30 protein-coding genes are annotated in these 26,466 nt (G+C 64.9%); 20 read left to right on the top strand and 10 right to left on the bottom strand.

Going from position 1 to position 26,466, the window contains the following annotated elements; genetic code table 11:
• Positions 1–49: 49 nt before the first annotated feature.
• The 6 genes from flgG to flgB are packed head-to-tail and all read right to left on the bottom strand — an operon-like array spanning position 50 to position 4,001.
• A complete protein-coding gene (flgG, locus tag ACZ5Y5_RS09590; protein WP_464808418.1) occupies positions 50–838 on the bottom strand; it encodes a flagellar basal-body rod protein FlgG in 789 nt (262 codons plus the stop codon).
• A 57-nt stretch (positions 839–895) separates the two neighbouring features.
• Positions 896–1,639, bottom strand: coding sequence for a flagellar basal body rod protein FlgF (locus tag ACZ5Y5_RS09585; protein ID WP_464808417.1), 744 nt, complete (start codon positions 1,637–1,639; stop codon positions 896–898).
• Positions 1,640–1,671: 32 nt separating this feature from the next.
• Complete coding sequence (locus ACZ5Y5_RS09580; RefSeq protein ID WP_464808416.1) at positions 1,672–2,520, bottom strand: flagellar hook-basal body complex protein; 849 nt, start codon at positions 2,518–2,520, stop codon at positions 1,672–1,674.
• Between the two features lie 40 nt (positions 2,521–2,560).
• Complete coding sequence (locus ACZ5Y5_RS09575; RefSeq protein WP_464808415.1) at positions 2,561–3,220, bottom strand: flagellar hook assembly protein FlgD; 660 nt, start codon at positions 3,218–3,220, stop codon at positions 2,561–2,563.
• Positions 3,217–3,627 (bottom strand): flagellar basal body rod protein FlgC, encoded by a 411-nt coding sequence (flgC, locus tag ACZ5Y5_RS09570; protein ID WP_464808414.1) that lies wholly within the window; start codon positions 3,625–3,627, stop codon positions 3,217–3,219. Before flgC ends, ACZ5Y5_RS09575 begins: the two co-directional genes overlap by 4 nt.
• A 2-nt stretch (positions 3,628–3,629) precedes the next feature.
• Positions 3,630–4,001 carry a flagellar basal body rod protein FlgB gene (gene flgB, locus ACZ5Y5_RS09565; protein WP_196224334.1) on the bottom strand — a complete coding sequence of 124 codons (372 nt, stop codon included), beginning with the start codon at positions 3,999–4,001 and terminating at the stop codon, positions 3,630–3,632.
• A gap of 259 nt (positions 4,002–4,260) precedes the next feature.
• Here flgB and ACZ5Y5_RS09560 point away from each other — a divergent pair, with 259 nt between their 5' ends.
• From ACZ5Y5_RS09560 to ACZ5Y5_RS09525, 8 genes are all read left to right on the top strand, one after another.
• Complete coding sequence (locus ACZ5Y5_RS09560; RefSeq protein ID WP_464808413.1) at positions 4,261–4,929, top strand: motility protein A; 669 nt, start codon at positions 4,261–4,263, stop codon at positions 4,927–4,929.
• On the top strand, positions 4,926–5,423 hold the full coding sequence (locus ACZ5Y5_RS09555) for a flagellar motor protein MotB (protein WP_464808412.1): 498 nt from the start codon (positions 4,926–4,928) through the stop codon (positions 5,421–5,423). The genes ACZ5Y5_RS09560 and ACZ5Y5_RS09555 overlap by 4 nt, the downstream gene beginning before the upstream one ends.
• Before the next feature lie 65 nt (positions 5,424–5,488).
• Entirely contained in the window at positions 5,489–6,034 is a 546-nt protein-coding gene (locus ACZ5Y5_RS09550; protein ID WP_464808411.1) for a flagella basal body P-ring formation protein FlgA, read from the top strand.
• Positions 6,035–6,081: 47 nt separating this feature from the next.
• A complete protein-coding gene (gene flgM, locus ACZ5Y5_RS09545) occupies positions 6,082–6,360 on the top strand; it encodes a flagellar biosynthesis anti-sigma factor FlgM (protein WP_464808410.1) in 279 nt (92 codons plus the stop codon).
• A gap of 8 nt (positions 6,361–6,368) precedes the next feature.
• The gene (locus ACZ5Y5_RS09540) at positions 6,369–6,677 is read left to right on the top strand and encodes a hypothetical protein (RefSeq protein ID WP_464808409.1); all 309 of its coding nucleotides are present in this window, start codon (positions 6,369–6,371) and stop codon (positions 6,675–6,677) included.
• A 252-nt stretch (positions 6,678–6,929) separates the two neighbouring features.
• A complete protein-coding gene (locus ACZ5Y5_RS09535; RefSeq protein WP_464808408.1) occupies positions 6,930–7,754 on the top strand; it encodes a lysozyme family protein in 825 nt (274 codons plus the stop codon).
• A gap of 9 nt (positions 7,755–7,763) precedes the next feature.
• Positions 7,764–9,884, top strand: coding sequence for a flagellar biosynthesis protein FlhA (gene flhA / locus ACZ5Y5_RS09530; protein WP_464808407.1), 2,121 nt, complete (start codon positions 7,764–7,766; stop codon positions 9,882–9,884).
• 11 nt (positions 9,885–9,895) lie between these two features.
• Positions 9,896–10,627 (top strand): FliA/WhiG family RNA polymerase sigma factor, encoded by a 732-nt coding sequence (locus ACZ5Y5_RS09525; protein WP_464808406.1) that lies wholly within the window; start codon positions 9,896–9,898, stop codon positions 10,625–10,627.
• 40 nt (positions 10,628–10,667) lie between these two features.
• Here ACZ5Y5_RS09525 and mdoH read toward each other — a convergent pair whose 3' ends face one another.
• The 4 genes from mdoH to ACZ5Y5_RS09505 all read right to left on the bottom strand — a co-directional run bounded on the left by mdoH (position 10,668) and on the right by ACZ5Y5_RS09505 (position 15,440).
• Complete coding sequence (gene mdoH / locus ACZ5Y5_RS09520; protein ID WP_464808405.1) at positions 10,668–12,557, bottom strand: glucans biosynthesis glucosyltransferase MdoH; 1,890 nt, start codon at positions 12,555–12,557, stop codon at positions 10,668–10,670.
• A 60-nt stretch (positions 12,558–12,617) separates the two neighbouring features.
• A complete protein-coding gene (locus ACZ5Y5_RS09515) occupies positions 12,618–14,102 on the bottom strand; it encodes an OpgD/OpgG family glucan biosynthesis protein (protein ID WP_464810512.1) in 1,485 nt (494 codons plus the stop codon).
• Between the two features lie 217 nt (positions 14,103–14,319).
• Positions 14,320–15,168 (bottom strand): flagellin N-terminal helical domain-containing protein, encoded by an 849-nt coding sequence (locus tag ACZ5Y5_RS09510; protein ID WP_464808404.1) that lies wholly within the window; start codon positions 15,166–15,168, stop codon positions 14,320–14,322.
• Complete coding sequence (locus ACZ5Y5_RS09505; protein WP_464808403.1) at positions 15,165–15,440, bottom strand: hypothetical protein; 276 nt, start codon at positions 15,438–15,440, stop codon at positions 15,165–15,167. The genes ACZ5Y5_RS09510 and ACZ5Y5_RS09505 overlap by 4 nt, the downstream gene beginning before the upstream one ends.
• A 59-nt stretch (positions 15,441–15,499) precedes the next feature.
• On the opposite strand from ACZ5Y5_RS09505, the gene ACZ5Y5_RS09500 reads away from it, so the two are divergent.
• From ACZ5Y5_RS09500 to ACZ5Y5_RS09445, 12 genes are all read left to right on the top strand, one after another.
• On the top strand, positions 15,500–16,756 hold the full coding sequence (locus ACZ5Y5_RS09500; RefSeq protein WP_464808402.1) for a sigma-54 interaction domain-containing protein: 1,257 nt from the start codon (positions 15,500–15,502) through the stop codon (positions 16,754–16,756).
• Positions 16,757–16,768: 12 nt separating this feature from the next.
• Positions 16,769–17,128 carry a flagellar hook-basal body complex protein FliE gene (fliE, locus tag ACZ5Y5_RS09495; protein ID WP_464808401.1) on the top strand — a complete coding sequence of 120 codons (360 nt, stop codon included), beginning with the start codon at positions 16,769–16,771 and terminating at the stop codon, positions 17,126–17,128.
• Between the two features lies 1 nt (position 17,129).
• Complete coding sequence (gene fliF / locus ACZ5Y5_RS09490) at positions 17,130–18,869, top strand: flagellar basal-body MS-ring/collar protein FliF (RefSeq protein WP_464808400.1); 1,740 nt, start codon at positions 17,130–17,132, stop codon at positions 18,867–18,869.
• Positions 18,862–19,875 carry a flagellar motor switch protein FliG gene (gene fliG / locus ACZ5Y5_RS09485; protein WP_464808399.1) on the top strand — a complete coding sequence of 338 codons (1,014 nt, stop codon included), beginning with the start codon at positions 18,862–18,864 and terminating at the stop codon, positions 19,873–19,875. Before fliF ends, fliG begins: the two co-directional genes overlap by 8 nt.
• On the top strand, positions 19,868–20,506 hold the full coding sequence (locus ACZ5Y5_RS09480; protein ID WP_464808398.1) for a FliH/SctL family protein: 639 nt from the start codon (positions 19,868–19,870) through the stop codon (positions 20,504–20,506). The genes fliG and ACZ5Y5_RS09480 overlap by 8 nt, the downstream gene beginning before the upstream one ends.
• The gene (locus ACZ5Y5_RS09475; protein ID WP_464808397.1) at positions 20,503–21,831 is read left to right on the top strand and encodes a FliI/YscN family ATPase; all 1,329 of its coding nucleotides are present in this window, start codon (positions 20,503–20,505) and stop codon (positions 21,829–21,831) included. Before ACZ5Y5_RS09480 ends, ACZ5Y5_RS09475 begins: the two co-directional genes overlap by 4 nt.
• The gene (locus ACZ5Y5_RS09470) at positions 21,828–22,253 is read left to right on the top strand and encodes a hypothetical protein (RefSeq protein WP_464808396.1); all 426 of its coding nucleotides are present in this window, start codon (positions 21,828–21,830) and stop codon (positions 22,251–22,253) included. The genes ACZ5Y5_RS09475 and ACZ5Y5_RS09470 overlap by 4 nt, the downstream gene beginning before the upstream one ends.
• 1 nt (position 22,254) lies before the next feature.
• A complete protein-coding gene (locus ACZ5Y5_RS09465) occupies positions 22,255–24,072 on the top strand; it encodes a flagellar hook-length control protein FliK (protein ID WP_464808395.1) in 1,818 nt (605 codons plus the stop codon).
• A gap of 27 nt (positions 24,073–24,099) precedes the next feature.
• A complete protein-coding gene (locus ACZ5Y5_RS09460; protein ID WP_464808394.1) occupies positions 24,100–24,747 on the top strand; it encodes a flagellar basal body-associated FliL family protein in 648 nt (215 codons plus the stop codon).
• 52 nt (positions 24,748–24,799) lie between these two features.
• Entirely contained in the window at positions 24,800–25,684 is an 885-nt protein-coding gene (locus ACZ5Y5_RS09455) for a flagellar motor switch protein FliM (protein WP_464808393.1), read from the top strand.
• Entirely contained in the window at positions 25,681–26,019 is a 339-nt protein-coding gene (fliN, locus tag ACZ5Y5_RS09450; RefSeq protein WP_464808392.1) for a flagellar motor switch protein FliN, read from the top strand. Before ACZ5Y5_RS09455 ends, fliN begins: the two co-directional genes overlap by 4 nt.
• An 84-nt stretch (positions 26,020–26,103) precedes the next feature.
• Positions 26,104–26,370 carry a FliO/MopB family protein gene (locus ACZ5Y5_RS09445; RefSeq protein WP_021236401.1) on the top strand — a complete coding sequence of 89 codons (267 nt, stop codon included), beginning with the start codon at positions 26,104–26,106 and terminating at the stop codon, positions 26,368–26,370.
• Positions 26,371–26,466: the final 96 nt, after the last annotated feature.

The raw sequence follows: 26,466 nt of genomic DNA, 5'->3' as shown, positions 1-26,466 counted from the left end.
GTCGACAGGCTCAGGGCGAACGGAGGTTTGGGTTTCCGCATCGTCAACCTCACAGCTGCTGGTTAACGTACTGGAGCATTTCGTCGGTCGCCTTGATCATCTTGGAATTGACCTCATAGGCGCGCTGGGTTTCGATCATGTCGACCAGCTCTTCGACCACATTGACGTTGGAGGTTTCGAGATTGCCGGCGCGGATGACGCCACGGCCGTCGAGGCCCGCAATGCCGACCTGCGGTGTGCCGCTGGCCGCGCTTTCGGCGAGCAGGTTGCCGCCGATCGGTTGAAGCCCGGCGGGGTTCATGAAGCTCGCGAGTTCGACCTGGCCGAGCTGTGTCGGTTCGGTCTGGCCCTGCAGCGTAGCGGTGACGGTGCCGTCATTGCCGATGGTGACGCCGGTTGCGCCCTGCGGCACGGTAATCTGGGGCACGAGCGGCATGCCGTCGCTGGTGACGATCATACCTTCGGCCGTGGTGCTGAAATTGCCTGCACGGGTATAGGCGATGGTGCCGTCCGGGCGCTGGACCTGGAAGAAGCCGGAGCCCTCGATCGCCATGTCGAGCGCGTTGCCGGTCTGCTGCAACGTACCCTGCGTGTTGATCTTGCTGGTGCCCTGCATCGACACGCCCGAGCCCAGATTGAGGCCGGTGGCGAACTTGTTTTCGGCGTCCGAATTGGCGCCCGCCGCGATCATCTGCTGATAGGCGAGCGTTTCGAAGTCGGCGCGGTCGCGCTTGAAGCCAGTCGTGTTGACGTTCGCCAGGTTGTTGGCGATCACACGCATCTTCGTGTTCTGCGCGTCGAGGCCGGTGCGGGCGACGTGAAGGGCTGCGTTGCTCATGGTCTAACTCCGTGATGCCGTTAGGCTTGGTCAGCGAAAAGCAAGGTTCGTGCCAAATTAACCATCAAGCCGCATGAGCGATGCGCCGCCGTCGTCCAGCTGCTTTGCGGTGTCGATCAGCTTGACCTGTGTTTCCCAGGCGCGGCTGGCTTCGATCATATCGACCAGCGCGGAGGTGGCGTTGACGTTGGAGCCTTCGATCGATCCGCCAGTGACGGTCGCCAGCGGGTCCTGCGGGAGCGCGCCGCCATTGGTTTCGCGGAACAGGCCGTCCACGCCCTTGGCGATGCTGGAGCCGACCGGGCGGACGAGCTTCAGCTTGTCGATCTGCTGCGGGTTGGAAGCTTCGCCGCCCTGGGGCACGCCCCAGATGCTGCCGTCCTGCGCGATCGAGACGCTGTCCATGGCGGGCAGGGTGATGGGGCCGCCCTCGCCAAGCACGGGCATGCCGTCGCCGGTGGTGAGGAGACCGCTGTCGGAGACCTTAAGGTCTCCGCGGCGCGTATAGGCTTCGCTGCCGTCCGGGGCCTGAACGGCGAGCAGAGCATCGCCGTTCATGGCCACGTCCAGCGGATTGCCGGTTTCGGTGACCGCGCCTTGCGCCATGTCGGCGGCGATCACCTGTTCGGACTGCTGCGCCCGCGTGTCGAAACCGTCGCCCTTGATCCAGCGCGTCTCGGCATTGGCGATCTCCGCGCGGAAGCCAACCGTGTTGACGTTCGCGAGATTGTTGGAAATCGCCGCCTGCCGCGCCATCGCGCCGCGCATTGCGGTGAGTGCCGTGTTGACGAGCCGGTCCATGGGCTATCCTTATTCTTGCGGGCGATCAGCTATCAGGTGCGCATGTTCACGATGGTGGTCGACAGCGTGTTGGCTGCTTCGATCGCCTTCGAGTTCGCCTGGAAGTTGCGCTGCGCCGAGATCAGGCTGACCAGTTCTTCCGTGATGTCCACGTTCGAACGCTCCAGCGCGCCCGAGCGGACTGCGCCGTAAAGGCCGCTATTGCCAGTGCCGAACATCGCCGCGCCGCTCGCCGAAGTCGCGGTCCAATGGGCGTCGCCCCCCTGGCGCAGACCTTCCTGGCTGTTGAACGCGGCGATTGCGGTCGCGCCCAGATAGACGGTCGAACCATCGGCATAGACGCCGGTGATCATGCCGTCCTGACCGACGCCGACGCTCGTCAGCTGGTTGCCGGTGCCGCCCGCCGGCCAGTTGGTCGGGACCTGCAGGTCGACCAGCGAAGCCGCAGTGAGGCTGCTGTTGACGGTGACGGTCGGAACGCCGGTGGTCGGATCGACCGGGATAACCTGAAGATGCGAACCCGTCGTATCGACGACATTGCGGTTCTCATCGACAGAGAAAGCGCCGTTGCGGGTGAAGCTGACCTGATTGTCGCCGGTGCGTTTGACCGTGAAGAAGCCTTCGCCCGTGATCGCGAGGTCCAGCGTCTTGTCGGTGGTTTCGATCGTGCCCTGCGTGAACTGCTGGCTGATGCCCAGCGTGCGCACGCCTTGTCCTGCGACCTGGGTGGTCGTCTGCATCGGCGCGGCGGCGAAGATGTCGCCGAACACGGCCTTGCTCTTCTTGAAGGCGGTCGAGTTCACGTTCGAGACGTTGTTGGCAATGGTCGAAAGGTCCGACTGAGCGGCCTTGAGACCCGAAAGCGAGATGTAGAAGGACATGGCGTTGCTCCTTGGGTGAAAAGGATTGTTTTATAAGATGTTAGGCGAGTGAAATGGCGTCGGACGGGCTATAGGTGCCGAGCGCGGTGATGAGTTTGGAGGCGCTGCCGTCGGCGGGTGACTGAACGGCGGCGATGGTCGCCCAGCTGGCGACGCGGGTTGGGGACGCGCCATTGACGCGGATCTTGAGGGCGTCGGTGGCGACGGTGTTCCCCGCTTCGTCCTTGCCGTCCCAATAGAAATTGACGTTCCCTGCGTCCTGATTGCCCAGGTCGATGGTCTTCAGCACATTGCCGTTGCCGTCGAGCAGATCGACGGTCGCGCCGCTGGTCGCGTCCTTGAACGTGACCTGGCCGGTATATTGGCCGTAAGCGTCGGGGGCGATGATGTTGCTTTGGACCAGCATGGACTTGCCGATCCAGCTGGCCGCATCGCCGAGGCGCGAGCCGGTCAGCTGCGAGGCGAGACCCTTCAGCGTCTGGTTCATTTCCGCGATGCCGCTCGAGTTGGTGATGGTCGCCATCTGCGACACCATCTGCGCATTATCCATCGGTTCGAACGGGTCCTGCGTCTGCATCTGCGCGGTGAGCAGGCGAAGGAAGTCCGCCTGGCCCATTTCCGACTTGCCCGTGCCGACATTCTTGTACGGATTATAGACGGACAGGCCCGCGCTGTCGGTGACAGTGGAGGTCGTGCTCATTTGCCGATCCTTATGGTTTCGAGCATGAGGGATTTGGCGGTGTTCAGCACCTGCACATTATTCTGATACATGCGGGCGGTTTCGATCATGTCGACCAGCTCCGCGCTGCTATCCACGGCCGCTTCCCATACGTCTCCATTCTTGTCGGCGAGCGGATGGTTGGGATCGTGGCGCTTGGTGGGCTTGGCGTCGGTGGTGAGGACATTGGCGACCTTCACCGTGGAAACGCCCGGCTTGTCGGTGACCGATTCGAACACGGGCTTGATGGCGCGATAGGCTGCCGCCTCGCTGCCGGTGACATTGCCCGCATTCGCCATGTTGGAAGCGGTGGCATTCAGGCGGACCAGCTGCGCGCTCATGGCGCGGCCGGCGATGTCGAAGACGTTCATGGGACCCGAGCCGCTCATGCTCATTCTCCCTTCAGCGCGCGAGTGATGGTGTTGATGCGGCCCTCCAGAAAGGACAGGGTCGTGCGATATTTGACGGCGTTTTCAGCGAACAGCGTCTGTTCGGTGCTGAGTTCGACGGTGTTGCCATCGAGGCTGGGCTGCAGCGGCACGCGATAGCCCATGCTGTCGTCCACCGCCTTGGACACATCCGCGATCCCGCTGCCCTGCTGGCGCGTGGTCGCTTCCTTGAGGGCGGACTCGAAATCGATGTCGCGGGCCTTGTAGCCCGGCGTGGAGGCATTCGCGATGTTGGACGCGAGCAGGGACAGGCGTTGCGAGCGAAGCGCCAGCGCCTTTCCATGTATCCCGAACAGTCCGTCTTCCAGCGACATTGTCTCTTTTCCGTCTTTTTGCCCGAGGGCCTAAAAGTTGCGGTCCGTCCGCCGTTCTGATGCCTGAAGGCGTGAACCGCGGGTGATCCGAACGGGTATTCGCAAGAGCCGTGCCAATTTGCGTGGGTGACGCATCGGCAAGGACGGGAATGGCGGAAAAGCGCGGTGTTGCAGGAACAGGACGGCAGGGGCGGCAATATTTTGCCGCTTGGCTGCAGGGCTTTGCCGCCGTTGTTTCGGGTGAATGGGGGATGTTTCGATGATCGCGATATTGGCGCAGCTATTTGACCCCCTGACCCTGATCGTGATGATTACGGGCGTGGGCGTAGTGGCGCTGTTCCAGAACGGCGTATCGGCCTTGGGCAGCGCATTCGCTGCCCTGCCGCCGCTGTTCCGTGGCGATCCCGACAAGGATCAGATGGCGGCGCGAGCGGCCATGCTGAAGATCGATCAGGTCGCGCAACTGCGTGGCCTCGCCTGCACGGACCGGGTGAAGACGGCCAACCCGTTCCTGGCGGAAGCGGCGCGACGGCTTGCCAATAGCGACCGGACCGAACAGTTCGATAGCTGGGCGGCGCAGGCGCTGGCCGATCGCGCGCGGCGTCATGCGAGCGCGCGCAACGTCTGGCTGTCGATCGCGGATGCCGCGCCTGCTTTGGGCATGGCGGGGACGATATTGGGCCTTATCGGCATGTTCGCGGCCATGAATGATCCGGCGGCGCTCGGCCCCGCCATGGCGCTGGCGCTGCTGACGACGCTTTACGGCGTGGTCATCGCCAATCTTATCGCCGCGCCTATCGCCGGGCGGCTTGCCGATCTGTCGGAGCGGGAGCTTGCCTGGCAGAAGGAAGCAGTTGGCCACATGCTGGCCATCGCGCGCCGGGAAAATGTGCCGATGCGCCGGGCGTCCATCCGCGAGGTTGCATGATGACGGCGGCTGCATCCCAGGCCCGGCGCAATCGATGGGCGGTGAGCTTTGCCGATCTGCTGCTGCTGCTGCTCGGCTTCTTCATATTGTTGCAGGCGAGCGGGCAGAAGCGGGACGCGATGCTAGCGCAGGTGCGGCAGCAATTTGGCGGGCGCGCGATCGCGAAAGACGTGGAATTGCGCGCGGCGGAGCTGTTCCTGCCGGGCGAAGCGCTGTTGTCCGATGGAGGCAGGGCGCGGCTGGCGCGGGTGGCGGCGGACTTGCGATCCGGCGGCGGGATGCTCGACCTCATGAGTGAGGGGACTGACCCGGTGCGGGAGCGGTTCGACGAGTGGGACCTGGCTGCCGCGCGGCTCGGCGCGGTGGCGCGGGAGTTGAAGGCGCGGGGGCTGGCGGGCGACCGCTTGCGCATCCGCGGGCTCGACCAGATGGATGGGGCGAGCGGCAAGGGCCAAGTGATCCGCATCGGCCGCGCCGCTGTCCCTCAGCGTTAACCGCTTCTTAGGCATAAGCATTGCTTAATGCATGGCATGAATCTGCCCGTATCCGGAGATCTGCCGTGAACAAGCTGCCCCTCACTGCCCTCATCCTGCTGTCCGCAGCGGGTGCCGAGCCCGCGCTGGCGCAGCAGAAGTTCGAAAATCTGGACCGCATCGACGGCCTAGTCGCCATGACCGTGGGCGCCAATATCGGCGAGCCCGGCGGGCCCATGGCTCCGGTCGATCGCCGGTTGCGGCTGGCGGCCTGCCCTGGAACGCCCAGCGTCGAGGGGCCGGTGTTCGGCGCGGCGATCGTGAAGTGCGATGCCCTGGGCTGGCGCATCCGTGTGCCCTTGGCGGGCGGCGGCGCTGCGGCGGCGGCACCGGCCGCGCGTTATGGCGCGGTGGCTCGGGCGGCTCAGCGCGACATGGTGGTGAAGCGGGGCGACCCGGTTCAACTGGTCGCGGGCAATGCGGATTTCAGCGTCTCGCGCATCATGGTCGCGGACGAGGATGGCGCGGTCGGCGACACGATCCGCGTACGTGAAGGCAAGAAAGCGGCCCCCGTTCTGGCCCAGGTGGTAGGAATGGGAACAGTGCGCATTCCGGGATTTAATGATTTCTGAACCCTGCCGTTATAGGGTGAGCGGGACGAGTGAAGGATTAGTAAGCCATGATCAAATCTGTCGGCCAGAATTTAAGTGCCGCGATAGAGGCGTCCCGTCTGGCGCAAAGCGGCAAAACGCGCGCTTTTGCGGAAAAGGGAACGGACGCCGTGTCTTCTTCATCTGCTTCGGCAAGCCCGGCGGCGCGCATGGCGGCCGAAGGTGCGCCGGTCGATTTCGACCGCATAGCCGCGATCAAGGCCGCCATTGCATCGGGCAATTATCCGGTCGATCCGGCCGCGATCGCCGACAAGATGCTTGCGCTCGATCTGCCGGTTAACGGGTAATATTCGCCATGCCGCTCGGGCTTGCAGCGCTGGATGATCTCTTCTCGGCCTTCGAGGAGCTGCGCGTCGCGCTCGACGGGACGGATGTGGCGGCGATCGACGCCGCTGCCAGCCGGGTGAGCAACAGCGCCGCCGCCGTGCGCGCGATTGGCGCGTGGCGCGCTGATGAGGCCATTCGGCAGCGTGTGACATCGCTGCTGCCGCTGATCGAAGCGGCGCGGGTGCGGATCAATGTGCTGACCGATCATGCCGGGCAGCGGCTGGCGCTGCTGGCGGCGCATGGCTCGACGCAAGCGCCGCTGGTTTACGGGCGGTAAGCATCCCGGTGATACCCCCGTTTCGTTCGGGCTGTTCGAATGAGTCACTCGCCTCATTCGAATGTCGAAGCCGGCGCGCGCCCTTTGACAGGCTCAGGGCGAACGGAGTTTGATGAGATACCGAAAGGCGCCCATGTGGCGCCTTTTTTCTTTCATGCTGAACGCGCCATCAACATTTATGGAGTGTGCGTTAACCAAATCTTGGCATAAGCCTTGCTCTAATGCTCCCCGGTACCAACGGGGATTATTTCATTGTCGGCTTTTGCAGACATATCAGCGACAGGCGCTTCGACCGGCAATCGCGTGACCAACGCGATCGCCATGGCGAGCCGCAGGACGGGCGTCGATTTCGCCTATCTGCTGGGCCAGGCGAAGATCGAAAGCAGCCTTAATCCCACGGCGCGCGCGACGACTTCCTCCGCGCGGGGCCTGTATCAATTTGTCGATCAGAGCTGGCTTGCCGTCATCGACAAGCATGGTAGCGAATATGGCCTGGGCTGGGCGGCTGACATGATCAGCCGGGGACAGAACGGCCGTTATTATGTCGCCGATCCGGAAATGCGGCAGCAGATTCTCGACCTGCGCAATCATCCCGAAACAGCCTCCGTCATGGCTGCGCAGCATGCGGCCGACAACAAGGCTTACCTGGAGCAGCGTCTGGGTCGCGAGGCCGAGCCGGTCGATCTGTACCTCGCGCATTTCCTGGGCGTGGGTGGGGCGAGCAAGTTCCTGTCCGTCCACGACCGCGCGCCCAATGCGACGGCCGCGTCGATGTTCCCGGCAGCGGCGCGGGCGAACCGTTCCATCTTTTATGATCGCTCCGGCAACCCCCGCAGCTTCGCGGAGATCCGTGATCGCTTCGCGTCAAAGCTTCAGCGCGGCGTCGATTCGATCAACACCGGTCCCATCCAATATGCCGATGCTTCGCTGCCGGAAGGTGCGAAGACGGTGCAGCCCGCCGACTATGTGCGGATCGAAACCCAGCGCCTCGCGACAGCGGCCGATGTCACCAGCATCCGCCCGCAGCCGGAAACCGCGCGCCTCGCCTATCTCATGCTCGCCACCCTCGGAAGGTAACGGCCAACTATGACTCCCGCCCAAGTCAAAGCGAAGATCTGGATGAGCGCCGCCAAGGGGGCCGTGCTGCCCATCGCGACGTTGATGGTCGTGCTGTTCATGATGGTGCCGGTGCCCGCGTTCATGCTGGACCTGGGCTTCATCACCAACATCATGATTTCGCTGGCCGTGCTGATGGTGGCGTTGAACGCCGCTAAGCCGCTGGATTTTTCGAGCTTCCCCACGGTGCTGCTGTTCGCGACCCTGCTGCGGCTGGCGCTGAACGTTGCCTCCACCCGCGTCGTGCTGGTGCAGGGCCATGAAGGGTCGGACGCGGCGGGCCATGTCATCGAAGCCTTCGGCCATTTCCTGATCGGCGGCGACTATGTCGTGGGCATCTTCGTCTTCGCAATCCTGATGATCATCAACCTGGTCGTCATCACCAAGGGCGCGGGCCGCGTGTCGGAAGTCAGCGCGCGCTTCACCCTGGACGCCTTGCCGGGCAAGCAGATGGCGATCGACGCCGACCTGAACGCCGGCCTGTTGACGCCCGAGGAAGCCAAGGTCCGCCGCCGCGAAGTCGCGACCGAAGCGGACTTCTACGGCTCCATGGACGGTGCGTCCAAGTTCGTGAAGGGTGACGCGGTCGCAGGTATCCTGATCCTGGCGATCAATATCGTGGGCGGCATCATTCTGGGCGTGGTCAGCCACGGCCTGTCGATGGGCGAGGCGGCGCAGACCTATATCGTGCTGGCCATCGGCGACGCGCTGGTGGCGCAGGTTCCCGCGCTGCTGCTGTCCATCGCCGCTGCCGCCATCGTAACGCGCGTCGGCAGCGAAGACGATCTTTCCAACCAGATCACCGGTCAGTTCGGGTCGAGCAAGGCGTGGGTGCCGGTCGCCGCGATCCTGACCTTCCTTGGCATACTGCCCGGCATGCCGCACATGATCATCCTGCCGGCCGCCGCGGTGGCGGGCTATATCGCCTGGCAGCTGCGCAAGACCGCGAAGGCGAAGGCGGCCGAGCCTGCGCCGATGCCGGAGCCCGCCAATCCCGCCGTCATCGAATGGAATGACGTTTCGGACGGCGCGATCCTGGGGCTGGAGATCGGCTACGGCCTCATCAGCCTGGTCGATGAGCGCAAGGGCGCGCCGCTGATGGCCCGCATCACCGGCATCCGCCGCCAACTGTCCAAGGAATTGGGCTTCGTCGTGCCGATGGTGCGGGTGAAGGACAATCTGGCGCTGGAGCCCAATCAGTATCGCATCACCATCGCGGGCGTGGTCGTCGGCGAGGACGAGATTTATCCCGACGATCTGCTGGCGCTGGACAGCGGCGCGCTCGAAGGCGTGGTTTCCGGCCGCGAGGCGAAGGACCCGACCTTTGGCCTGGACGCCGTCTGGATTTCGCCCGCCAAGCGTAGTGAAGCCGTCGTAGCCGGCTATACCGTGGTCGATCCGCCGACGGTGGTCGCGACGCATCTCAACCAGCTGATCGCCATGAACGCGAGCGAGATGTTCGGCCTCGACGAAGCGCGCAAGCTGCTCGACAATCTGAAGGACGCCGCGCCGCAATTGGTCGACGGCCTGACGCCCGGCGCGCTCAGCCTCACGCAGATTTCGGCCCTGTGCCGCGCGCTGCTGGCCGAGGGGATCGCGCTCAAGGACTTCCGCCGCATTTGCGAGGCGATGGTCGATGCCGCGCGGCCCGACATGAACCATGAGCAGCTGGTGGAAGCCGTTCGTCAGCGCATCGGATCGCTCATCATCCAGGGGCTGGTGCCGGTGAAGATGCCGCTGCCGGTCATCACGCTGGACGGCGACCTGGAAGCGCTGCTTGCGCAGGCCATGCGCGTTGCTGGCGATGCCAAGCATCCGATCGAACCAGCGCTCGCCAACCGCATCATCGAAGCGGTGGTGCAGGCGGCCCGGCCGATCATGGGGCAGGCGCGCAACTTCGCCATCGTCACCTCGCCGGTGGCGCGCCGCGCGCTCGCCCGCCTGTTCAAGCCGCATCTGCCGGAAACGCCGGTGCTGTCCTTCCTGGAAATCCCCGATGGGAAGGGCGTGGAAGTCGTCGCCGTGGTCGGCGGCGAGCAGCGGCCCGCGCCGCGCCACGATCCGCTCCCCACTCGTGAACGTGTCGCCTGAGGAACTGACCAATGTATATGAAAAGGGTCGTCGCCGGTTCCGATGCCAATACCTACGGCCGGTCGAACAACAGCCCCGAGCAGCTCGCGCGGCGTTACATGCCGCTGGTGCGCAAGATCGCCTGGCATGTGCATGGCCGGGTTTCGAGTGCCGTGGAGGTCGAGGACCTGCTGCAGATCGGCATGGTTGCGCTGGTCGAGGCGGCAAACGGTTTCGAGGATCGGGGGCTGGGCTTTGCCTCCTATGCGCAGTTGCGTGTGCGCGGGGCGATGATCGATCATCTGCGCCGTGGCGCGACGCTGGCGCGGTCAGCCATGGCCAGCCGCAAGCAGCTGGCGGCGGTGCGAAACCGGCTGGAACAGCAATTACGTCGCGCGCCGCTGGAAGCGGAGATGGCGACCGAGATGGGCATGGACGCAGCGGCCTACCGCGAATTGGCGGATGGCTGTGAAATGGTCCAGCATACCAGCATGGACGAGGTCTATTCCGACCAGTCCATGTGGTTCGCCGATGTCGAGGACAGGGCGGACGATGTGATGGAGCGGGAGTCGCTGAAGAAGGCGCTGGCCGCCTGTATCGGCGAACTGCCGCAGCGCGAGGCGCTGGTGCTGCAACTCTATTTCGTCGAGGAACTGAATCTGGAGGAAATCGGCCAGGCGCTGGACATTGGCGCGGCGCGGGTGTGCCAGATCAAGAAGGTCGCGCTCGACAAGCTGCGCGAGAAGCTGCGGGAGTGGGATTGACCTTTCGTCATTCCAGCGGAAGCTGGCACAACGCGCTTAATTATCCATCGTTGGCGACCGCCTGCTGAAGCGCAGGCCGTCCCCTGACCTGCTCCGGATAATGCGGCGGTCGGTAGCTTTGGGTTCGCCACCAGGGTTCGGCGACCTGAAACAGCCCGCTCTGTTGCGCTTTTTGGCCCAGGTCCTTGCGTGCGGTGAGGGCGGCGAGGGCCGGGGCGAGGACGAGGCCCGCCACCACCGGGATGATCCAGCCGACCGATGTGCCGCCCCTGACCGCCAGCGCCGTCAGCGCGCCGCCCAGCATGATATGCCATTTGAAAAGCCAGATGGCGCTGGTCATCGACATGCCGTCGCGGTCGCGGATCTGGCCGCTCCAGCTGCTCTTGCGCCCCATCAGGATGCCGAACAGGTTGATCGTCTGGGTGAGCATGCTGACGGGCGCCATCAGGATCGACAGGCTGATGTCGGCAATGACGCCCCGGCTCATGCGCGCGGCTCCGCCAAAGCCGATGCGGCGGGCGGGATCGGCCATCGCCCAACCCATGGCGAGCAGCTTCGGCCCGAACAGCAGCACCGCCGTCAGCGCCAGCAGCCCGCCTGAGGGCAGGACGGCGCTTGGCGGCCAGACCCCGGCGAGCGCGCCGCCCAGCACCACCAGCATCAGTGCGAGCCACAAGGGCGAGGTGCAATAGGCCGATGCCCCGACCAGCAGCTGGAAGCGGCTGACAGGATGCAGGCCCCGGATCTTCGGGATCAGCGGCACATGCTGGATATTACCCTGGCACCAGCGCCGGTCGCGCGTGGCAAGGTCGGGGAGGGAAGGGGGAAATTCCTCGAAACTGTCGTCCGCCATGACCATGTGCACATCCCAGCCGCGACGACGCAGCAGCGCGGCCTCGATCATGTCATGGCTCATGATGTGCCCGCCGAACGGCGCGCGGCCGGGCAGTTCAGGCAGGCCGCAACTCTGCGCGAACGCCTTGGTGCGCAGGATGGCGTTATGGCCCCAGAACATGCCTTCCGAGCCCGCCCACCAGATCATGCCGGCTGCGGAAATCGGGCCGAACAGGCGGCTTGCGAACTGTTGCCAGCGCGCGAAGAAGGTCGCTGCGCCAACGATCGTCGGCACGGTCTGGATCAGGCCGACATGGGGATGCCGTTCCATGTCCAGCGCCAGGCGGGCCATGGTCTGTCCACTCATCACGCTGTCGGCGTCCAGCACGATCATATAATCATAGCCGCCGCCGAAGCGCTGCACCCATTCAGCGATATTGCCGGGCTTGCGGCCGATATTGAGCGCACGCCGCCGATAGTGGACGGGCCGCGAAAAGCCCTTGCGCATCTTCAGATAGGCTTCACGCTCGATCTCGCCATTGGCCGGGTTGGAATCGCTCAGGATGAAAAATTCGAAACGTTCATTGCCCATGACCTGCGCCAGCGACCGTTCCATGATCGACAGGCGGCCCATGACGCCCAGGAAATCCTCATTGCAAACGGGCAAAAGGACCGCCGTACGGCCACGAAGCGGGGCCGCGAACTGCCCGCCATAGGCGCGAACGCCCGGCCCCTTGCCCATGGTGAGCGTCAGGAAACCGATGAGGCTGGTGGCGAAGCCGAAGGCGATCCAGGCGAAAAGCGGGATGAAGAGGGCGAGATAGACGCCTTCCCACAGCGAGATGCCGTCAAGCCCGATCGAGCGCCGCATCTCATGCGCGGCCATGGAGGCGGGCAGCAGCGCCAGCAGCACGACCAACATGCGCCGGGCCCATTGATCGATGTTCAGCGGCCGGTGGGGAAAATCGCGGGGATGCTCGCGGAAATCCTGTTCCGGCATGGCGAGCGGCATTTCGGCTGGCACATGCTCGAACCCGCGCGCGGGCGCTTGCGCCTCCGCCTGGCTGTCGGTCTGCACGTCACTGATCGCCGTCATCTTCTGTCCGTTCTGAAATCGTAACGGACGCGACAATGCGCCCGGACATCGCCGGTTCCTTCAAGCACCCAGCGGATAATGCACATATTCGCTGAACGGCCGATTGCCGTTGCGAAGTTGGACCCGGATATCGGCCGCTTTGCCGCTATCGCGCCGGATGTCGAGCGCGACGCGATACAGGCCGGGCTGGTGAAGGACAGGATAGCCGCCTTTCCGCACGAGCGCTCCGCCCGCCACATCCACCCATATGTCGGGCTTTGCGTCCGCGGCAACGCCGGAAAAGTCCAGGATCAGGCGATCGACGCCCGCCTCGTTCGCCTGGCCGGTCCAGATATTGTCGAGCCGCGCGCCTGTCTTTGCTGGTCCGCCCGCCGACGACCAGTCGAGCCGGTAGCTTGCATCGATCCGGCTGCCTGCGCGCACCGCGGCGGCAGGGGTCCAATAGGCGCAGACATTATCGACATATTCGCTGGTCGTGGGAAAGGCGTATAGCCGCACCTGGCCTGCGCCGAACGGCTTGCGTGGGCTGGCCCAAAGCGAGGGGCGTCGTTCGTAGAAGACGCCGTCATCCTGATAATGGTCGAAGTTGCGGTCTCGCTGCATCAGGCCGAAGCCCTGCGGGTTGCGTTCCGTGAACGCATCCACGCGCGGGGCGACGGGGTTGATGAGCGGCCGGGCGTGGGCCGTGCCGTCCGCGCTGCTGATCGCCAGAAGGTCGGAATCATGGATCTCCGGCCGCCAGTCCGTACGGGAAGATCGGCTGGCTTGATCATACCAGAACATGCTGGTCATCGGCATCAGCCCGAGTTCCGTGATGGCGCGGCGCGGGAAAAGGGCGGCATCGACATCCTGCCGCACGCCCTGCGTCGTGCGTTCGCTGACGAAGCGGTAGGCGCCGGTGAGGGAGGCGCTGTCGAGCAGGGCGTAGATGGTCACGCTGCTGGGGCTGGTGCGCTCGAGCCAGAAATGGGTGAAGAGGGGGAATTCCTCCTTGCCCTGAATGCTGGTGTTGATCGCGACCGCGCGCGCGGACAGGCCGAACTGCTTGGTTGCGCCGGGCGATCGGAAATAGGTGGCACCCAGGAAGGAGAGCCAGTCGCCGTCGCGCGCCGCGTTCATGATGCGGAACCCGGCATAGCCTGCGTTCGGGCCAAGCTTGCGCACGGCGTTGTCGGCAGGCGCGTCGAAGATGTCGGGGTCATAGCGCAGCGGGGTGGCGCGGCCATTCTCGACCAGCGCGATCTCGACCGGCTGCTCGGCCGAGGCGCTTAGCGGGAAGAGTTGAACGCCGGTGTCGCCGGGCAAATTGCCCCAGATCGTGCGATCCTCCCGAAAGCGCGCCTGGTACAAGGCGTCGTAATTGACGTTGCGCGCGCCGGGATGATGGGGCGTTTCCCGATAGGGCTGGCGCGCCTGCCGCTGGGCGCGTGCAATTACCATTTCCCAGGAGAAGCGATCGGCCTGCCGCTGGGCCAAGGCCGACCGGGGGAAGAGAAGCGTTGCGCCTGAAGCGGCGATCACGGCGCGCCTGTCGATCTTCATCATGGCGGCCATGATGGGCGCATGCAGGCACATTGCAAGCCTTGCCCGCCCAAAAAGCGGTGAAGCCTCCGCCCGGGGGGACGGAGGCTTCTGATATGCTGGCCGTTTGATCGAAGGTGTAAACCCCGGAGCGGTGGGGACTGTTTGATGCTCCGGGGTCACATGACCGTCTGCAAGGTGACCAATACCTCAGCCGGTCAATTGAAGGTCGCTGACCGGATTACTGGATCAGCTTCAGGACGTTCTGCTGGCTCTGGTTCGCCTGGGCGAGCATCGCGGTCGAAGCCTGGCTCAGGATCTGCGCCTTGGCGAGGGCGGTCGTTTCAGCCGAGAAGTCGGCGTCTTCGATGCGGCTGCGGGCGTCGCTGAGGTTGGTGATGTTGTTGGTCAGGCCGTTCACCGTCGATTCCAGCTGGTTCTGTACGGAACCCAGGCCGGCGCGGGCGGTCGAAATCGCCTGGATGGCTTCATCGAAGCTACCGGCAGTTGCGGCGTTGCCCAAAGCCGTTGCGAACTGGGCCGTGGTGGCGGTGGAAGCGTCGAAGCCGAGGATGGTCGCCAGCGGGGCCGACAGGTCGCCGAAGCTCATGCTGACCGTGTCCGATGCGTTGGCGCCGGCCTGGATCGTCACGGTGCCAGCGGTGCCGGCAGTACCGTCGAACAGCTTCTGGCCGTTGAATTCGGTGTTCGCCAGAGTGCTGGTGATCTGCGAGCTGAGCGCCGTGATTTCGGTCTGGATATTGGTCTTGGCGTTCGTGTCGTTGATGCCGTTGGAAGCCTGAACGGCCAGCTCACGCATGCGCTGCAGCATGTTGGTGACTTCGCCGAGCGCGCCTTCCGCCGTCTGCGCCATCGAGATGCCGTCATTGGCGTTGCGGATGCCCTGGGTCATGCCCTTGATCTGCGAGCTCATGGTCGCTGCGATCGCGAGGCCAGCGGCGTCGTCCTTGGCGGAGTTGATGCGCTTGCCGGTCGACAGGCGTTCCATCGCGGTGCTCAGCGACTTGCTGGCCGTAGCCGAAGCATTCATGGCGCGCAGAGCAGAAGAGTTGGTTCCGATAACAGTCATGATAATCCCTTTCCGTTCACTATCAGGTCGCTGCCATCAGGCTGCTTGCGGCCTCGAAAGGGGATAACGGCAGGCGGAAAAAAGCTTTTAGGGGCGGCGTCGATTTTTTTTGAAAAAGTTGAAAAAGCACGGAAATCTGCGGCTTTTGCATGTGTCGCTTTTCGGAAGACCGCCATTGGACGGCGGCAAAGCGGAAGAAAATTGCCGCCTTCCGGCAAGGTTATTGCCGCATTAACCAGATGATAACCATGCAAAGGCATTTTCCAGAGCATCGAAAGGGGGTTGGGGCGTGCGGGGGCACAAGCCAGCCAAAGATGAACTGGGGACTGTCATGTCGTCGCTTGACGTGAGCCGTGGAGTTTGTGCGCTCGTTCCGGGCCTGCAGCACTGGCTAGAAAATGCCTTCTATATGGTGCGCGTCGTCGATGCGCAGGCCCCTCGTGAACGCGACGGCGCTGACAGAGATAATCGGCGCGTGCTGTTGGCGACCGAGATCGGCCATGCGACGCACCGCGATATCCTGATCAACCTGGTGGACGGAAAGCCTTCACTGGTTCCGGCCGCCAATGGCCTGCCTGCCCGTGTCGCTTTCGCGCTTGAAGACATGGCCTTCGCCTTCGCCCTGATTGCAGAGTTGGCGCGCCCTGCGGCTGTCCCGGCAGTGGGCGATGCGGCCAGCACCCGCCTCATGACGCTCGCCGGGCGCGTCGCCCGCAGCGATGCGACCGTGCTGATCCAGGGTGACACCGGCACCGGCAAGGAAGGCATGGCACGCTTCCTTCATGCCCAGTCGGGCCGTACGTCTCACGACTTCATCGCCGTCAACTGCGCCGCGCTGCCTGAAACCATGATGGAGGCCATGCTCTTCGGTCATAAGAAGGGCAGCTTCACCGGCGCGGCCGCTGCTTCGGACGGTCTGTTCCTCGCCGCTGACGGCGGGACGCTGTTCCTCGACGAAATCGCCGAACTGCCGCTGGCGCTCCAGGCCAAGCTGCTCCGCGCGCTGCAGGAGGGCGAAGTGCTGCCCGTCGGCGCGACCCATCCGGTGCCGGTCAATGTCCGCATCATCGCCGCCTGCAACCGCAACCTCGCCAATGAAGTCGCCGCAGGCCGCTTTCGTGAAGACCTTTACTGGCGCCTCAACGTCATGCCGTTGGAGTTGCGCCCGCTGGCCGAGCGTCCCGGCGACGTTGCCGCCATCGCCGCCGCGATGCTGCTGCGTCAGCAGGAGTTTGTCTGGCCGACCACCGCGGCGCTGGACAAGCTCGCCGCCCATGTCTGGCCGGGCAACGCCCGTGAACTTGGCAATGTGCTTCAGCGCGCCGTCGTCCTGCGCGACGGGGAACGGATCGACGCCGACGACCTGCATATCGCTGGTGCGCCGCAGCTCCGCGTCGTGGGCGAGGAGCCCGCTCCGGCCGGGACGGTCAGCCTGCGCGATGTCGCCCGTCAGTCGAAGCTCGACGCGATCCGCGCCGCTCTGCGCGAGACGGACGGCCACCGCGCCGCCGCCGCCGCCAAGCTCGGCATTTCAGAACGCACCTTGCGCTATCGGCTCGCCGAGATGCGCGAACTTGCAGCGGCTTGAGGGAGGTAAGGCATGACCAGCATTTCCCCGACTGACAGCGTGATGGCGATCCGCAACGCCATCCTCCAGAAGAACGCCGCCCTGCGCGACGTCGCCCAGACCGGCACGGTCGGCGGCGGCGTGGATGTGGGCGGAACGCAGGGCTCCAAGCCCGGCGACTTCACCCAGGCGCTCAACTCCGCGCTTCAGCAGGTGAACGGCCTGCAAAGCCAGGCCGGCGAGGCGGCTTCCGCCTTCGAACGCGGCGAAACGACCGACATTGCCGCAGTCATGCTGGCCAAGCAGCAGGCGTCGGTCAGCTTCGAAGCGACCCTCCAGGTCCGCAACAAACTCCTGTCCGCTTACAAGGACATCATGAGCATGCCGGTGTAATATGAGCGAGAACGCACTTTCCACCAATGTCGGCGGCGCTGCCGCTCTCCCCGCCACCAGCGGCCCGGCTCTTGGCAACTCCATGAGTCCCGATGCGCTCAAGGCGCGCTTCACGGGCTTCATCAAGCAGCCTGCGGTGGCGAAAAGCCTGCCGCTGCTCGGCCTGCTCGGCGTCGTCGCGACCGCAGGCGCTGCCTGGCTGGCGCTCCGCGAACCGCCACAGCGCGACCTGTTCCGTGGCCTGCCCGATGCCGACAAGTCGGCCGTGGCCCAGGTGCTGGACCAAAATGGCCTGGCTTACGACTTCGACAATTCGGGCGCGATGACCGTGGCCGAGGATGATTATTTCAAGGCGAAGATGATGCTCGCCGCCCAAGGCCTGCCCAAGAGCGCGCCCGATGGCAACAGCATGATCGACAGCCTGCCGATGGGCGCGTCGCGCGCCGTCGAGGGCGAAAAGCTGCGCTCCGCGCGCGAAATGGATCTTGCCCGCACGATCGAGGCGATCGACAGCGTCGAAAGCGCCAAGGTCCACCTCGCCGTCGAACCGCCGAGCGTCTTCCTGCGCGAACGGGCCAAGCCTTCCGCTTCGGTCATGCTGCGCCTCGCTTCGGGCCGCACGCTGACCGACGCGCAGGTGAGCGCGATCGTCCACCTCGTTGCCTCATCGGTGCCGGAACTCAGCCCCGACCAGATTTCGCTGGTGGACCAGAATGGCCGCCTGCTCAGCAATAATGACGGCAACGCCGCCGACGACCGGCAGCTCGCGGTCCAGTCGAAGATCGAGGACCGTTATCGCCAGTCGGTGATCGCGCTGCTGACCCCGATCCTTGGCGAAGGCAAATTCTCGACCGAAGTCCGCGCCGAACTGAACTTTGCAGAGCGTCAGGCGACCCGCGAAACCTATCCGCAGGACGAAGCCCGTCTGCGCACCGAAACCGGCAGCTGGGCGTCCGACCCGCGCGGCCAGGGTGCGGGCGGCGAAGCGAGCGGTGTGCCCGGCGCGCTCAGCAATCAGGCGCCGGTCAACCCTACCGTCACCCAGACCAACCCCAATGGCCAGGCCGTCAGCCAGGGTACGCAGGCGAACCAGCCCGCTACCCCGCCCAGCGCGCCGATGAAGACCGAGGAAACCTTCAACCGCAGCTTTGAGCTGGGCCGTGAAGTGTCGGTGACCAAGGACGCGATCGGCACCGTCAAGCGCCTGTCCGTCGCCGTAGCGCTCGACAATGGCGCGGATGGCAAGCCACGCTCGGCACAGGAAATTGCCGCACTGGAGGCTCTGGTGAAGGGCGCCGTGGGCTTCGATCAGGCGCGCGGCGACGTCGTTGCCCTGTCCTCGCGCAGCTTCGTCAAGGCTGAGGAAGTGAAGGCCCCCTGGTATGAAGCGGACTGGATCTCTCCGCTGGTGCGCAACCTGTCGGCGCTCGTGGTCGCGCTGCTGGTGATCTTCGGCATCGGCCGCCCGCTGCTGAAGCGCCGCGCCGCTGCTCAGGAAGCCGCCGTCGCCGATGTCGCCGTTCAGGGGCAGAAGATCGGCCGCGAAATCTCGACGGAGATCACAAAGCAGGCCGCGATCGCTCCTGATGGCAGCAAGGCCGTCACGCTCGACATGATCTCGTCCACCTATGACTATGCGCAGCGCGCCGACCTCATTCGCAACTTCGTGAAGCAGGACCCCGATCGCGCAGCCCTTGTGGTCCGCGACCTCCTGAAGGAAGGGAAGAAGGACAATGGCTGAGGCCGTCACCGTTCCCCCCATCAAAGGCAGCGCAGCCGCCGCTGTCCTGCTGATGCTGTTCGACGAGGATGAGGCTGCACAGATCCTCTCCCGCCTGGAGCCCGACGAGGTCCGCCAGCTTGGCTATGCGATGTATGACGTCGCCGATGTCGCGGTCGAGGAAGTCAACGAGGCGCTCGACCATTTCGTCACCAAGGCGAAGAAGCGCACCACCATCGGCTATGGCGCGACCCGCCATATCCGTGGCGCGATGACCAAGGCTTTGGGCGAGGAACGCGCCGAGACGATCCTGGCGCGCATCACGCCGCCGACGCGCTCGACCCAGCTCGAAATGCTGAAGTGGATGGACGCCAAGGAAGTCGCCTCGCTGATCGAGGCGGAGCATCCGCAGATCATGGCGATCGTGCTGGCTCATCTGGAGGCTCCCGTCGCCGCCGATGTGCTGCAATTGCTGCCCGCCGAATATCAGGAAGAGATCGTCTATCGCATCGCCACCTTGGGCCCGGTGTCCAACGAGGCGCTGGACGACCTGGAGCAGCTGCTGCTGCGCGGTTCGACTTCGAAGAAGCAGGGCGCGGCATCGCAGCGCGGCGGCACGATCGAAGCGGCCGCCATCATGAACAATGTCCGCAAGGAAAATGAGCAGCGGATCATCAAGGCGATCGCCAAGCGCGACAAGATGATCGCCCAGACAATCGAAGAAGAGATGTTCGTCTTCGATAACCTGATCGACATGGACGACAAGAATATGGGCACGCTGATGCGCACCATCGACAGCAGCGTGCTGGTCGTGGCGCTGAAGGGCGCGAACGACATACTGAAGGGCAAGATCTTCGGTTCCATGTCGGCCCGCGCCGCGCAGGCGATTGCCGACGAGATCGAGGAACGCGGCCCCATCCGTCTCGCCGAGGTGATGGACGCGCAGAAGCTGATCATCGCGACCGCGCGCCGCATGGCGGACGCTGGCACCATCATGCTGGGCGGCAAGGGGAACGACTTTGTTTAAGGTCTGGGACGCAAGCAGCAGCCGTGACGCAGCCAGCATTCCGCTGGGTGGCGTCAGCCAGGTACGAAGCGGGGGCTTCCGCAATCGGTTCGCGGAGGATCATGGCTTTCACGGGCAGGCGATGCACGATGCCGCCCCGGCGATGACCGACGAGGACATATTGGAGCAGGCGCGGATGGAGGCATTCGCGCAGGGCTTTGACGAAGGCTGCCGCGTGATCGGCGACGGGCAGGCTGCTGAAACCGAAGCCCGCAACCGGCTGGCTGAGGCAATGGAACTGCTGACCCCCGCGCCCAGCGGCATGCTGTCCACCATGTTGTCGGCCACGGTCGTGCGTCTGGTCGAACAGATTGTCGGCGAGGTCGAAATCGATATCGACCGCCTTGTCCAGCGTTGCGACACGGTTGCCGCCTTCATCGAAGAGAATGACGCAAAGGGCGCGCTGCACCTGCATCCCGACGATATCGCTCTGCTGGAAGGCGAGGTGATCGGCGTGAAGCTGGTCCCTGACGCCGCCATGCACCGGGGCTGCGTGCGGCTTGAAACCGCTGACGGCTGGGTCGAGGACGGCCCCGATGTGCGCCTGTCCCGTCTGCGCGCGCTGCTCGACGACATGGAGGGTAAGGCGTGATCAAGGCCTCGCTCGCGCAGGCGGAGACGCTGTTCGACCATCTGCAGGTGCAGAACCGTGCACCCCGCCATGTCGGGCGGCTGGTCAGCCATGACGCGGGCATGCTGGAGGTCACTGGCTTTCGCAAGCCGATCGGCGCAGGGGCGCGGGTGATCGCGGCCGACGGGACCGTCTGCCGCGCGGAAGTCGTCGGCTTCCGTGGCGACAAGACGCTGCTGGTGCCGCTGGATGCCGACGCGCCGCTGGAAAATGGCGCGCGGGTCGAGCCGGACAGTCAGGCGACCATGGTTCAGGTGGGTGATGGCCTCATCGGCCGCGTTATCGATGCGATGGGTCAGCCGCTTGATCGCAAGGGGCCGATCATCGCAGGTGGCAGCTGGCCGCTCAACGGTGTGAAGGGCAATGTGCTCGATCGCGGGCGCGTGACCGAACCGTTCGATCTGGGCGTGCGCGCCGTCAATGCACTGCTGACCGCCGGGCGCGGACAGCGCATCGCGATCATCGCGGGGTCTGGCGTCGGCAAGTCCGTCCTGATGGGCCAGATGATCGCGGGGGCCGAAGCCGACATCGTCGTTGCGGGCCTGATCGGCGAACGCGGCCGCGAGGTCAGCGACTTCCTGGAAACCAAGCTCAAGGGCGCGATGCACAAATCGATCGTCGTTGCCGTGCCCGCAGACCATCCGCCGGTGCTGCGCCTGCGCGCCGCCGCCCGCGCCACCGCCATCGCCGAATATTTCCGCGCGCGGGGCAAGAAGGTGCTGCTGCTGATCGATAGCTTGACCCGCTGCGCCCACGCCCAGCGGGAAATCGGTCTGGCGCTCGGCGAACCTCCCGCGATGAAGGGCTATCCGCCCTCTGCGCTCGCGCTCATCCCTCGTCTGGTCGAGCGCGCTGGCGTCGATAGCCGCACCGGCGGTTCGATCACGGCGCTCTACACCGTGCTGGCCGATGGCGACGACACGGACGATCCGATCGTCGATGCCGCCCGCGCGATTGTGGACGGGCATTTCGTCCTGTCGCGCCATCTCTCCGAACAGGCGATCTTTCCCGCCATCGACATCGGCAAGTCGCTCTCGCGCGTCATGGCCGATGTCGTGCCGGACGAGCATCGCATGGCGGCGGCCGCCTATCGCCGCCTTTGGGCCGCTTATGAGGAAAATCGCGACCTTATCCTGATGGGGGCTTACCGCCCCGGCAATGATCCGGTGATCGACGAAGCGGTGCAGCGCCGCCAGGAAATCCTCGACTTCATTCGTCAGGATCAGAAAAGCCACATTGACCTCGACACCAGCGCTGGCGCGCTCATCGCTGAGTTTGGCGCATGAAGGGCGCGCTCAAGACTCGCCAGCGCATCCTGCGCGTCCGCCATGTCCAGCACGCCATGGCCGTGGCCGAAACCGCGCGCGCCCGTGACGAGGCGGACGGCATCGAACGCAATGCCGACCGGCTGCGCAAGGTGCGCGGCGATCTTTTTTCCAACCCTGGCATGGCAACTGGCGCGAATTTTGCAGCAATGCAGGAGCTGGCGGGCCGTCTTGAACAGGCGGGGCGGCAGTTGGACGGCGCGCTCTATGACGCACGCCGCAAGGTCGAAGTGAAGGAAGGTCTCAGCCAAGTGGCTAATCGCGATCGCGAAATTGCCGAAAAGCTCAAGGATCGCGCCCGCGCGGACCTGGAGGAATGGCGCGAGAATAAACTGGCGGCTTTGCCGCGCTATCGTCGCATGCAACGGACAGGGGGTGTCTGACATGAACATGCTAACCAGCCTCAAGGCACTGCTTTTTTCCTCGGCCGCGGTGCCGGGAACGGCCGTCGCAGCGGCGCCAGGACAGGACACAAGTGATTTCGCAGCGCTGCTGAACGGATCGATGGAGGAAGCGCGCCCGGCCGGTGCCGCCGCGCCTGTCGTGCCGCAGGTCGATGCGGAAGCGCCCGTTGCCGCCGTGCCCGACGTCCAGCCCGATCTCGAACAACTGGTTCAGCCCGCCGCCCATGATCATGTGCCGCACGGTCTGGCCCTTGCGGTCGCGGCGGGCAAGGAGACGCCTACTGCGCTTCCGCCCGGCCTGGCATTGGGGCTGGTCAAGCGTCAGCCGGATGGGCAATCTGCGCCCGCGCCGGGCCTTGCCTTGGGGCGGGACAAGGGTCAGCCCGAAGTGCAAGCTGAACCCCAGCCTGAAGCCGAACCGGAGGCCGTTACCGTAGAGGCCGCGCCACTGCCTGCTGTAGCTCGGCCCGATGCGCCAGTCGAAGCTGTAGAGGTCAAGCCATCCGCCAAGCCGCGTCAGGCCCATAAGAAGGATGTGACGCCCGAACCGCGCCCGCTCGCTTCGCCGGCCGTGACCGCAACCGAAGAGGAACCCGCGCCCAAGCCGGAGACCCACAAAGAAGCTGAGGTCGCGACCCCCACAGCAGAGGCCGTAACGGTGATCGCGCCCCTGATTGCTGTCGCACCTGCGCCTGTAGCGGCTCCCACACCGCTCGTCATCGAGACCGCGCAGGTCGAAGGTGATCAGCCAGTCGCGCCGCCGCGAGTCCGGCCCTCCATTCTTCCGGTGGCCGCTGACGCGCCTGTAGCTGCCCCCTTTGCGAAAGACATTTCAGCACCGGCCCCGCGCAATGCGCCGCCGGTTGAGCTGGCCGCGCCCATCGCTGTGACCAGCAAGGACGAGCCGGCAGCGGAAAGCGCCGCGCCTGTCGCCGAGAACAGGGCTCCTTCAATGCCCATGCTCAACGGCAAGCCGGTGAAAGCCGAGGCGCTGGCACTGCTGCAAATGGTGCGCGAGCAGCTCTCCGGTCGCCAGTCCGGCCAGCCTCTCAGGGTGGGCGAGCAGGTCTCGGTCGCAGCGTCCATGAAGGACAAGCCTGCCGCGCGTCAGGCGGAGGCTGCCTCTGTTCTTCCGATTGCTGCGCAGCCGCTTGACGCCGCGCCCCCGACCCCTGGCGTTGTCAGCCAGCCCATGGCCGTGCAGGCTGCTGCGCCCTCCGTCCCGATCGTGGACCTGTCCGCCAGCCTTGGCGCGCAGATGGTGGATATGGGCGTGTCGGGCCAGTGGATCGACGGCCTTGCCCGCGACATCGCCGGGCTCACCGCCAATGGCGCGCAGGGGCGCTTCCAGATCGATACGCATCATCTCGGCGCTGTTCAGGTCGATGTGCGTCAGGGAAGCGACGGCGCGGCTGTCAGTCTGACCGTCGCCAGCGAAGCCGCCGAAGTCGCATTGCGGCAGGACAGCGACCGGCTAAAGCTGGACGCGGGCCTCGCTGCCGTGCGCATTTCCGATGTCCGGGTGGAGCGGGCGGCGCCGGTGGCCGAAGCCCATCGCGCGGACATGGGCAACCAGTCCTCCTCGCAGCAGCAACAGCCGCAGCAGCAGGGTTCCCAGACCGCCTCCGCCTGGCAGCAAAACAGCCAGAATATGGGTCAGCCCCAAGGCCAGCAGGGCCGCTGGCAGGGCCGTGAAAATAACGCTTTTGGGTCTAAAGGCTCCGGCGATCCTGCCGTTCTTAACCATGCGGATGCACAGCCGCGCGCCCAGGACGCGGTACGCGCGCGCTACGCATAAATTCCAGGATATTCGGGGGACCGGCAAATGAGTGACGAGGCGAAGACGAAGAAAAAGAAGGGGGGAGGCATGAAGATGATCCTCCTGATCGTCGTCGCGCTCGTCCTCGGTGGCGCTGGCACGGCCGGGGGGCTTTATGCCGCCGGTTTCTTCAGTTCGAAGGAAGAAGGCCCGAAGGAAGATCCCAACAAGCCGGTCCTGGTTCTTGCGGGCGAGAGCGCGGAGGAAGTCGCCAAGGCCCATGGCATGTCCGGCGGCGAGGGGCATGGTGAAGGCGGCGGCGGGGGCGGCGGCGCGCATGCGCCCGCGCACCCCGGCAAGGGCATCGACCTGCCCACGCCCGCCAATCCGGCGGCCTATCAGGCCACCTATTTCCAGCTCCAGGCGCCCTTCACCTCCAACATGTCGGACACGGACGCCTTCGCCCAGATTTCGATCGCGGTATCGACCTATTACGACCTGCGGGTGATCGAGGCGATCAAGACGCATGAAATGGCGATTCGCAGCCAGGTGCTGATGCTGCTCGCCCAGCAACCCGAAACGATGCTCGCGACGCCGGAGGGCAAACGCCAGCTTCAGGGCCGGATCAAGGGCGCAATCAACGATGTTTTGAAACAGAAGACCGGATATGGCGGCGTAGATAACGTTTATTTTACCAATTTCGTTATTCAATAGGGGCGCCTGATAAGCCGGGAAGTCCCCTGGCTCATGAGGGCAGGGGACTATCATGAACGACGTTCAGACCTACGCCTTCGGGCGGGGGGAATCGCAGACACCACAAATGCTGTCGGGGCTGGACCGGCTGAGCGAGAAGCTTGGCCGGCGTTTGCGCGCCCTGATCGAGCCGATCTCAGGCGCCCGTCCGCATATCGGCGTGGCGGATACGCAGGTGCTGGACTTCGCGACATGGTCGGCAGATGTCCCAGCCTTCACTAGCATCGGCGTCTATCGCATGGCGCCGCTGAAGGGGCAGATGCTGCTGCGCATCGATGCAGCCATGATCTCGACCCTTGTCGATTGTTTCTATGGCGGCCTCGGCCACCGGCCGCTGCCTGCGCGCGGCGAGTTCACGCCGACCGAGGATCGGCTGATCAGCCGCATTTCCGAAGGGCTGATCGCGCGTCTCGTCGATAGCTGGGCCGACATTCTGCCGCTGGAGCCGGGGCTGATTGTCCGGGAAAGCGGCATCGGCTTTGCTTCCGCCGCTCAGCCGGGCGAGCAGATGGTGCTGCAGCGCTTCATGCTCAGCATCGCGCGCGATCAGGAATGGCCGATCGACCTGCTGTTCCCGCTGTCCTCGCTCCGCGCCGTCGAACCTCTGATGGGATCGAAGACGCAGGTGGACGAAGAACGCGTCGACCCCGTCTGGCAGGCGCGCATCGCCAATCGCATGCGCGATATCCGCCTGCCCGCCCGCACCGTGCTGGCGCGGCCCAATCTCTCGCTCGCCGACCTTATGCAGTTGAAGGCGGGCGACATCATTCCAGTGACCATCAGCCGCAGCCTGCCGCTGATCGTGGGCGACCGCATCGTCGCCCATGGATCGATCGGCGATCAGGACGGCCGCGCCGCATTCCAGATCGAAAAGCTTTCACAAGGACCTGAACAATGAGCGACATGAGCGAAGCGCCCCGTATTGACGGCTTCGGCGAGGAAGGCGGCAGCCGGATGGCCAATAACCGTCAGTTCCGCCTGCTGGCGGACATTCCCGTCCGCATGTCCGTGGAGGTCGGCTCCACCTCGCTCCGTTTGGCCGAGGTCATGGACCTGGCGGAAGGCAGCATCGTGGAACTGGACCGCCAGTCCGATGACCTGCTCGACATCATGGTCAATGGCGCGCTGATCGCGAAGGGTGAAGTGGTGACGGTGAACGGCCGCTATGGCATCCGCATCGTCGATATCGCCGCCGCCGAAAGCCGCCTTGCCGGGGTCGAACGGCGCGGCTGATCGCGCTGCACGCGCTTTTCCCTTGCTGCGCGGCGATCTTTCTGATTCGGAAAGACGATTAACCATCATTGCGGACTGCGCCCCATGTTCTGGTATTTCGTCAAATTGCTGATCCTGTTGCCGCTGGTGGGCGGCATGGCCTTTGGCGCGCTCTGGCTATGGCGCAAATATCAGCCCGGCATGATGGCGGGTCAGGATGGCCGCTCGCTCAAGATGCTGGAGGCGCTGCCGCTCGGCACCTTCGGCAAGCTTGCCGTCGTAGAGTTCGAGGGCAAGAAGATACTGCTGTCCGTCACGCGCGGCCGGATCGAGAAGATCGCGGAAGGCGATCCCTATCGTGCCGGACGCTGAGATCCCTCCCTCCGTTCGTGCTGAGCCTGTCGAAGCACGCGCGATACCCAACTATGCGCGCGCCCTTCGACTGGCTCAGGGCGAACGGCTGTCGGG

It is taken from the genome of Sphingobium sp. TomTYG65 (genome assembly GCF_055395525.1).
Note: the sequence above shows the minus strand (reverse complement) of the source record. Positions and strands in the feature narration are given on the sequence as shown.

Bases quoted from the DNA above. Each gene is read 5' to 3' on its own strand.
- fliE (WP_464808401.1), top strand. From the start codon at position 16,769: ATGACCAGCATTTCCCCGACTGACAGCGTGATGGCGATCCGCAACGCC.
- flgB (WP_196224334.1), bottom strand. From the start codon at position 4,001: ATGTCGCTGGAAGACGGACTGTTCGGGATACATGGAAAGGCGCTGGCG.
- ACZ5Y5_RS09460 (WP_464808394.1), top strand. From the start codon at position 24,100: ATGAGTGACGAGGCGAAGACGAAGAAAAAGAAGGGGGGAGGCATGAAG.
- ACZ5Y5_RS09465 (WP_464808395.1), top strand. From the start codon at position 22,255: ATGAACATGCTAACCAGCCTCAAGGCACTGCTTTTTTCCTCGGCCGCG.
- ACZ5Y5_RS09585 (WP_464808417.1), bottom strand. From the start codon at position 1,639: ATGGACCGGCTCGTCAACACGGCACTCACCGCAATGCGCGGCGCGATG.
- fliF (WP_464808400.1), top strand. From the start codon at position 17,130: ATGAGCGAGAACGCACTTTCCACCAATGTCGGCGGCGCTGCCGCTCTC.
- ACZ5Y5_RS09560 (WP_464808413.1), top strand. From the start codon at position 4,261: ATGATCGCGATATTGGCGCAGCTATTTGACCCCCTGACCCTGATCGTG.
- ACZ5Y5_RS09525 (WP_464808406.1), top strand. From the start codon at position 9,896: ATGTATATGAAAAGGGTCGTCGCCGGTTCCGATGCCAATACCTACGGC.
- ACZ5Y5_RS09500 (WP_464808402.1), top strand. From the start codon at position 15,500: ATGTCGTCGCTTGACGTGAGCCGTGGAGTTTGTGCGCTCGTTCCGGGC.
- ACZ5Y5_RS09580 (WP_464808416.1), bottom strand. From the start codon at position 2,520: ATGTCCTTCTACATCTCGCTTTCGGGTCTCAAGGCCGCTCAGTCGGAC.
- ACZ5Y5_RS09555 (WP_464808412.1), top strand. From the start codon at position 4,926: ATGATGACGGCGGCTGCATCCCAGGCCCGGCGCAATCGATGGGCGGTG.
- flgM (WP_464808410.1), top strand. From the start codon at position 6,082: ATGATCAAATCTGTCGGCCAGAATTTAAGTGCCGCGATAGAGGCGTCC.
- fliN (WP_464808392.1), top strand. From the start codon at position 25,681: ATGAGCGACATGAGCGAAGCGCCCCGTATTGACGGCTTCGGCGAGGAA.
- flgC (WP_464808414.1), bottom strand. From the start codon at position 3,627: ATGAGCGGCTCGGGTCCCATGAACGTCTTCGACATCGCCGGCCGCGCC.
- fliG (WP_464808399.1), top strand. From the start codon at position 18,862: ATGGCTGAGGCCGTCACCGTTCCCCCCATCAAAGGCAGCGCAGCCGCC.
- ACZ5Y5_RS09445 (WP_021236401.1), top strand. From the start codon at position 26,104: ATGTTCTGGTATTTCGTCAAATTGCTGATCCTGTTGCCGCTGGTGGGC.
- flgG (WP_464808418.1), bottom strand. From the start codon at position 838: ATGAGCAACGCAGCCCTTCACGTCGCCCGCACCGGCCTCGACGCGCAG.
- ACZ5Y5_RS09510 (WP_464808404.1), bottom strand. From the start codon at position 15,168: ATGACTGTTATCGGAACCAACTCTTCTGCTCTGCGCGCCATGAATGCT.
- mdoH (WP_464808405.1), bottom strand. From the start codon at position 12,557: ATGACGGCGATCAGTGACGTGCAGACCGACAGCCAGGCGGAGGCGCAA.
- ACZ5Y5_RS09515 (WP_464810512.1), bottom strand. From the start codon at position 14,102: ATGATGAAGATCGACAGGCGCGCCGTGATCGCCGCTTCAGGCGCAACG.
- ACZ5Y5_RS09540 (WP_464808409.1), top strand. From the start codon at position 6,369: ATGCCGCTCGGGCTTGCAGCGCTGGATGATCTCTTCTCGGCCTTCGAG.
- ACZ5Y5_RS09575 (WP_464808415.1), bottom strand. From the start codon at position 3,220: ATGAGCACGACCTCCACTGTCACCGACAGCGCGGGCCTGTCCGTCTAT.
- ACZ5Y5_RS09470 (WP_464808396.1), top strand. From the start codon at position 21,828: ATGAAGGGCGCGCTCAAGACTCGCCAGCGCATCCTGCGCGTCCGCCAT.
- flhA (WP_464808407.1), top strand. From the start codon at position 7,764: ATGACTCCCGCCCAAGTCAAAGCGAAGATCTGGATGAGCGCCGCCAAG.
- ACZ5Y5_RS09455 (WP_464808393.1), top strand. From the start codon at position 24,800: ATGAACGACGTTCAGACCTACGCCTTCGGGCGGGGGGAATCGCAGACA.
- ACZ5Y5_RS09505 (WP_464808403.1), bottom strand. From the start codon at position 15,440: ATGCTCTGGAAAATGCCTTTGCATGGTTATCATCTGGTTAATGCGGCA.